Genomic DNA, 6,051 nt, shown 5'->3' on the forward strand with positions numbered 1-6,051 from the left:
ATCACTATTATCGGACAATCGCTCAGAGTACGGCATTGCCTGTCATTATTTATCAGCGTGATAATTCAGTATTTACATTAAATACACTTGAAAAATTGGCGAATTTGCCGAATGTCATTGGGTTCAAGGACGGGTTAGGTAACTTCGAGCTTAACATCGAATTCGTACAATCTCTTGGGAATAAGCTGCAATGGATGAACGGGATGCCGCTTGCTGAGCTGACAATGCCTGCCTATCATGCGCTTGGCTTCCATTCCTACTCATCGGCAATCTCCAACTATATCCCGCAGGTTTCGCGAAAATATCATGAGAGCCTAAACGGGGGCAATCAGGAATTGCTGCAAACGATTTATCGCGAAGTGATTTTACCGATACACCGAATTCGGCAACTTCGCAAAGGCTATGCAGTCTCGCTGATCAAAGCTGGGATGGATATCGTCGGTCTGCCGGTTGGCTTGCAAGTTCGGTCACCGCTTGTACAAGTTGAGCGAGAGCATTATGCACAGTTGGAATCGATTATCAAGAAGAGCATGGACTTGATCGCTTCTACCCATAACATATAGGAGGTAATGATTAATGATGAAGGTATCGATTCAAGTTCCCACTTGTGATCTGTCCGATAGTGATTTAAAACAAATGTGCCAGCTTGGCGTTGATTGTATAGATTTTACGCGGGGTTCTTCTTTTCCAGGGGTGAAGGAGCTTGGTTACCCAGATCTGGATCAGCTGATTAAGCTAAAACGAAGAATCCGTTCCCATGGGATGGACATCAACCGTGTGACGCTTCCAGATATTTCAAGCAGTTTTATGTCAGAGGAACCTGGTTCAGACATTCAATTGGAGCATGTCAGCAATGCCATTAAAGCATTTGGCGAGGCAGGGATCACTCTTGTTCGCCAACGGTTTGCAGGCGATGTTTTTCCTTATCTCTCAGAGGAATACACAGCTGTGCACCGCGGAGGGGCGTTAGTACGTGGTGAATCCATTCAACGTAACCCAGACAAGCAGCCTCCTACCGTGGAACAATTGAATGCTTGGTGGAAGCGTTTTGACCTCGTCTTCGGTAAATTGGTTCCATTGGCGGAAGAATACAACGTTAATTTGGCTGTTCATCCATCCGATACACCGCATCATAATACGCCGTTCGGCGGACTTGGTTTTCATCGTGTGATCGACACTTTTCCAAGCAGGAATGTTGGATTGGTTTACTGCGTGGGCACTCGTGGAGAAGCAGGTGGCACACCGCTTGTTCTGGATGAAATTTATCAATACGGGCGTAAGGACCGGATATTTTTGGTGCATTTCCGCAATATACGGGGCAGTCTGGCGACGGCTGGTGCATTTGAAGAGGCACTGTTAGACGATGGTCACATGAATATGGCGAAAATTTTATTGGCCTTGTATCAGGTTGGCTATAACGGTTGCATTAATCCCGATCACATTACTTCACTAGAAATGGACCGTGCACCGCATAATCCTTCGAAATCCGGTATGGGATGGGTCGGCTGGGCTTATTCCATCGGTTATGTGAAAGCGCTGCTCGCGGCGTTAACTGAATTTAGAGGCGGGAGGGATTAACGAATGGCTGAATCCAAAACATATCTCAATTATATAGGCGGGGAGTGGAAAGCCAGTTCAAGCAGCATGGTTGACGCTAGCATTAACCCGGCTAACCGCCATGAAACTGTGGGCTACATTCAGAAATCCACACTAGATGATTTGAATGAAGCTGTAGGCGCGGCTAGAGAGGCTAAGCAAGGGTGGCGTAAATTATCAGGTCCAGCACGTGGTGAGTTCTTGTTCAAGGTCGCCAATCAAGTGGAGCAGCGTCTGAATGAGATTGCGGAAATGATGACCCGCGAAATGGGGAAAACACTCCCAGAGGCGAAGGGGGAAACCGCACGTGGTGTTGCCATTTTGCGCTATTACGCGGGCGAAGGCATGCGAAGTATCGGCGACGTAATCCCTTCAACGGATAGCGCAGCGTTGATGTTCACGTCTCGAGTGCCGCTTGGGGTCGTTGGCGTCATTACGCCTTGGAACTTCCCAGTTGCGATTCCTATCTGGAAAATGGCTCCTGCCTTGATCTACGGTAACACCGTTGTATTCAAGCCAGCGCAAGAAACAGCAGTAACCGCTGCGCTGATCATTGAATGTTTCCATGCAGATGGCCTTCCTGCTGGTGTCATCAATATGGTGACGGGTGACGGCGGCGTCATTGGACAAGCCATGGCCGACCATCCGGACATTCAGGGCATTACATTTACAGGCTCGAACGCAGTGGGTAAAAGAGTCGGGCAAAGCGCTCTCGCAAGAGGAGCTAAGTACCAGCTCGAAATGGGAGGAAAGAACCCGGTAATCGTAGCACAGGATGCGGATCTAGACCTTGCCGTTGATGCAACAATTAGCGGCGGCTTAAAATCGACTGGGCAGAAATGCACAGCGACTAGCCGAGTCATCGTCCATAGCGAGATTTATGAAGCTTTTAAGATGAAACTGCTGGAGAAAGTTCAGAGTATCCGTCTAGGCTCAGGCTTAGCGGCTGAAACATGGATGGGTCCTCTTGCGAGCGATAATCAGTTCCGCACAGTCCTTTCCTACATTGCAAAAGGGCTAGAGGAAGGCGGCAGTTTGCTATGTGGAGGCGGGCAAGGTCAAGGGCAGGATCTGGAGGCAGGCTACTTTGTTGAACCTACTGTTTTCGAAAACATTTCCAGCTCGATGACCATCGCGCAAGAAGAGATTTTCGGGCCTGTACTTGCGCTTATTAAGGTGGATTCGCTGGAAGAAGCAATTCATATCGCCAATGACGTGAAATTTGGACTCAGCGCGTCGATTTTTACACGAGACATTTCGACAATGCTGACGTTCATGAATGATATCGATGCTGGCATGGTTCGGATTAATGCGGAGAGTGCAGGTGTGGAGCTGCAAGCACCATTTGGCGGCGTGAAGCAGTCCAGTTCAGGCTCTCGGGAGCAAGGGCAAGCAGCGGTTGAATTTTACACGGATATTAAAACTGTATTCGTTAAAGCCTAATACACGAGTTAAAGTGAATAGTTGGGTGGGATTAATATCCTGCTCAACTATTTTTTGTTGCAAAATGAGCGTTTTATATCGAAAAATAAGCGAAGGCGACAAGAAATGTCAGCGATCTTTGTGTGAATTTGGAGTTTGAATGTATAATAGTGCTATAGATTATTTTACACCTTGGTGAATAAAGGGGGATGTACTGTGCAATCGAAGTTTAAAGTCGCTTTAGGCATATCCATTCTGGGGTATGTCGTAAGTCTCATAACTGCCCGCTTTCTGCCTGGCGCAGTTAACTTATTAGTGCCAACTACTTTTTCATTAGGCAGTCTTATCATACTTAGCCGCAATCATTCCATGGAAGTAAAAAGGTTACATGTTCCTAATCCTGCTAGCGATGATTCATTGCCCAATGCGCCGCGTACAAGCAGTACGGCACCCAACAGTGAAATGGAACTGAAAGGAGAAAGTGATCCATTTTGGGGACCGATAGCTGAGTACATTCATGTTATTGAGGAGACGATGATTTCTGAGGGCCAGAAGAGCACGCTGGATAATGAAATCGTAGAAAAGACGCTTAGCCTACTTGCGAGAGTTGGCAGGTTAATTCCGCAGCTGAAAGAACTTAACGATGCAAACATGAATCATAACATACAACGTTTGATCTTCAAGGACCTGAATGGCGCGATTAATCCCTTTCTTAAGTTGGGCGGAGAAGCCAAACGGTTAAATCGTCGACTCCTGCTTACTGGGATCAAGGATATTAATTCCAAACTTTCCGCTTATGTTGAAACAATTGAGCAAAAAGATCTCATTGAATTGCAAACTCGCATGGAACTCATCCAACAACGCTATCGTTCTGAAGAATAAGGAGGAACTAACTATGACAACCCAATTAGTGCAATTAAAGTCGGCAGATTTACAGAAAGTAGAGCAGGAAGCGAAACAAATGCTCCAGAAAGTATCTACGACGGATGATATGGAATTAGAAGTCTTGATGGATTCCATCGGTCGTATGGGCGCCAAAACTATGGAGCAAGCTGGTCAATCTTTGGCCATGTTAGAGCGGCCTGTCAATGAATTGATGTCTGGCAAACGCTCAGAGGTTCAAAACAATATCTTGAAACTTCGCCATGAAATTGATTCTTTGAGTAAAAGTAAGCAGTTGGGTTTTTTTGAGAAAATTATGAAAAAGACGCCACTGAAAAACTATATTTACAAGTACCAGTCTGTGAAAACCAACGTGAATGCGATCGTCCAATCGCTTCGGAATGGCAAGGAAACACTTGAAGAAAATATGGCCTACATGAAAACATTGAAGAAAAATTCCATAGAATCTGTCTACAATCTTCAAATGCGAATTGCAATGGGCGAGAACTTAAAACAGCTTTTCGAAGCGGAGATTAGCAAGCCGGAAAATGAAGGCCGTAAAGTGCATCTCGAAAGAGGACTTCGTAAAGTAGTGACGCGGATACAGTCATTTCAGGAAATGGTTATCCTCTATCAGCAGGCGATTGCTGGAACGGATATCATCAATGACAATAATGATAAGCTCATTGATGCCGTTGATGCGACAATCGATAAAACGCAGAATCTGCTTACGGTATCTGCGATGATTTCTATGGCAATCGAGGATCAAATACAAACAATAGATGCTGTTAATTCGGCGAATGCAACGCTTAATAAAATGTTTGAGGACAACTCTCGATTGTTGAAAGAAACGACGCAGAAAACGAATGAGTTGCTTGGAAACTCAGGTTTACAAATGGATTCCATCGAGCGTGGGATGAATGATCTCTTCAGTGCTTTGGATCTATTTGAACAGTCGAATCGGACAATCATTCAATCAGCTACGGAGCACACGAAACGACTCGGGAATATTAGCCAGCAGATGACCCAGAGACTTGGCTTAATGCCAGGAAATAAAACGAGTGCAGAGAAAGACTCTGAGCTTAGCGGACTTTTAGAATAAAAAGAGCGAGACTGCCAATCGTACTTGGCAGTCTTTTTAACTTGCAAAACCGTGAATAAGATTCGTCCATTATTGGGAAATTAGACGGAATGTCAAACCAATCGAAATGGGAGGTAAGTACGATGCCGGATGATGCAAAAGGACAGAAGAACATCGTTGAAAACAAAACGAGTATGTTTAATAACATAGGGCAGTCGGCGACTAATTATGTCCAGAACGCCATTGAGAATGTGGTAGATTCCACGCAGGACGCTACGCAAAACTTGGTGAATAGCGTTATGAAGCGGCGGAAAACTGATAATAAAGATGGGATGGAGTGATGACTCCATCTCGTTCAATAGCAGCGGGGTGTTGTAGGGGTTCTCTTACCATAGTAGCAGCGCGGTGAAGCACTTCTGAGGAGGGCGCTGTTGCTATGGATTACTTAACGCCGATTACTCCAGCTATTTCCCACATATGCTCCACTTTTACTCGATTAGCTGGAATTTCTACTGCTAAACTTTGCCAACCCGAGGGTTTGGAGTAGCTATCGTCGAAATAACTGGATTTTATCCAGTTATTTGCTTATTTTCCACTCTGCGACCCAGAATAACGGTAGATTTTCCCGCTAATGCAGTTGAGGGAGCGAGGCGGTTGCGCTGGTTCATGTTCAATAGGTGCAGAGGTGTTGCGCCGATTACTCCAGCTATTTCCCACCTTTTCTCCACTTTTATCCGATTAGCTGGAATTTCTACTGCTAAACTTTGCCAACCTGAGGGTTTTGGAGTAGCTATCGTCGAAATAACTGGATTTTTTTCAGTTATTTTCCTATTTTCCTCTGTGCGACCCAGAATAACGGTAGATTTTCCCGCTAATGTAGCTGAGGGAGCGAGGCGGTTGCACTGGTTCAGTTCAATAGGTGCAGATGTGTTGCGCTAGATCTTGTTCGATTGTAGTAAAGGCGTTGCACTGGTTCAGTTCAATAGGTGCAGATGTGTTGCGCTAGTTCTTGTTCAATTGTAGTAAAGGCGTTGTACTAGTTCAGTTCAATTGGTGCAGCGGAGATACGC

The 6,051-nt window shown here is 45.5% G+C and carries 6 protein-coding genes; all 6 read left to right on the plus strand.

Translation table 11 applies throughout. The annotated features are described in order from the left end of the window. Nucleotides 1-563: dihydrodipicolinate synthase family protein (locus AC1DUA_RS19655; protein ID WP_477501380.1), on the plus strand; the 563-nt coding region annotated here is incomplete at its 5' end. A gap of 13 nt (nt 564-576) precedes the next feature. Continuing rightward, nucleotides 577-1,578, plus strand: coding sequence for a mannonate dehydratase (locus AC1DUA_RS19660; protein WP_477501381.1), 1,002 nt, complete (start codon nt 577-579; stop codon nt 1,576-1,578). Between the two features lie 3 nt (nt 1,579-1,581). Further along, the gene (gene gucD / locus AC1DUA_RS19665) at nt 1,582-3,039 is read left to right on the plus strand and encodes an alpha-ketoglutaric semialdehyde dehydrogenase GucD (protein WP_477501382.1); all 1,458 of its coding nucleotides are present in this window, start codon (nt 1,582-1,584) and stop codon (nt 3,037-3,039) included. A gap of 195 nt (nt 3,040-3,234) precedes the next feature. Continuing rightward, complete coding sequence (locus AC1DUA_RS19670; RefSeq protein ID WP_477501383.1) at nt 3,235-3,900, plus strand: hypothetical protein; 666 nt, start codon at nt 3,235-3,237, stop codon at nt 3,898-3,900. A 13-nt stretch (nt 3,901-3,913) separates the two neighbouring features. Beyond that, on the plus strand, nt 3,914-5,002 hold the full coding sequence (locus tag AC1DUA_RS19675) for a toxic anion resistance protein (protein ID WP_477501384.1): 1,089 nt from the start codon (nt 3,914-3,916) through the stop codon (nt 5,000-5,002). Between the two features lie 122 nt (nt 5,003-5,124). Next, nucleotides 5,125-5,322 carry a hypothetical protein gene (locus AC1DUA_RS19680; protein WP_477501385.1) on the plus strand — a complete coding sequence of 66 codons (198 nt, stop codon included), beginning with the start codon at nt 5,125-5,127 and terminating at the stop codon, nt 5,320-5,322. Nucleotides 5,323-6,051 lie beyond the last annotated feature (729 nt).

The organism is Paenibacillus sp. 01T422 (assembly GCF_056398785.1).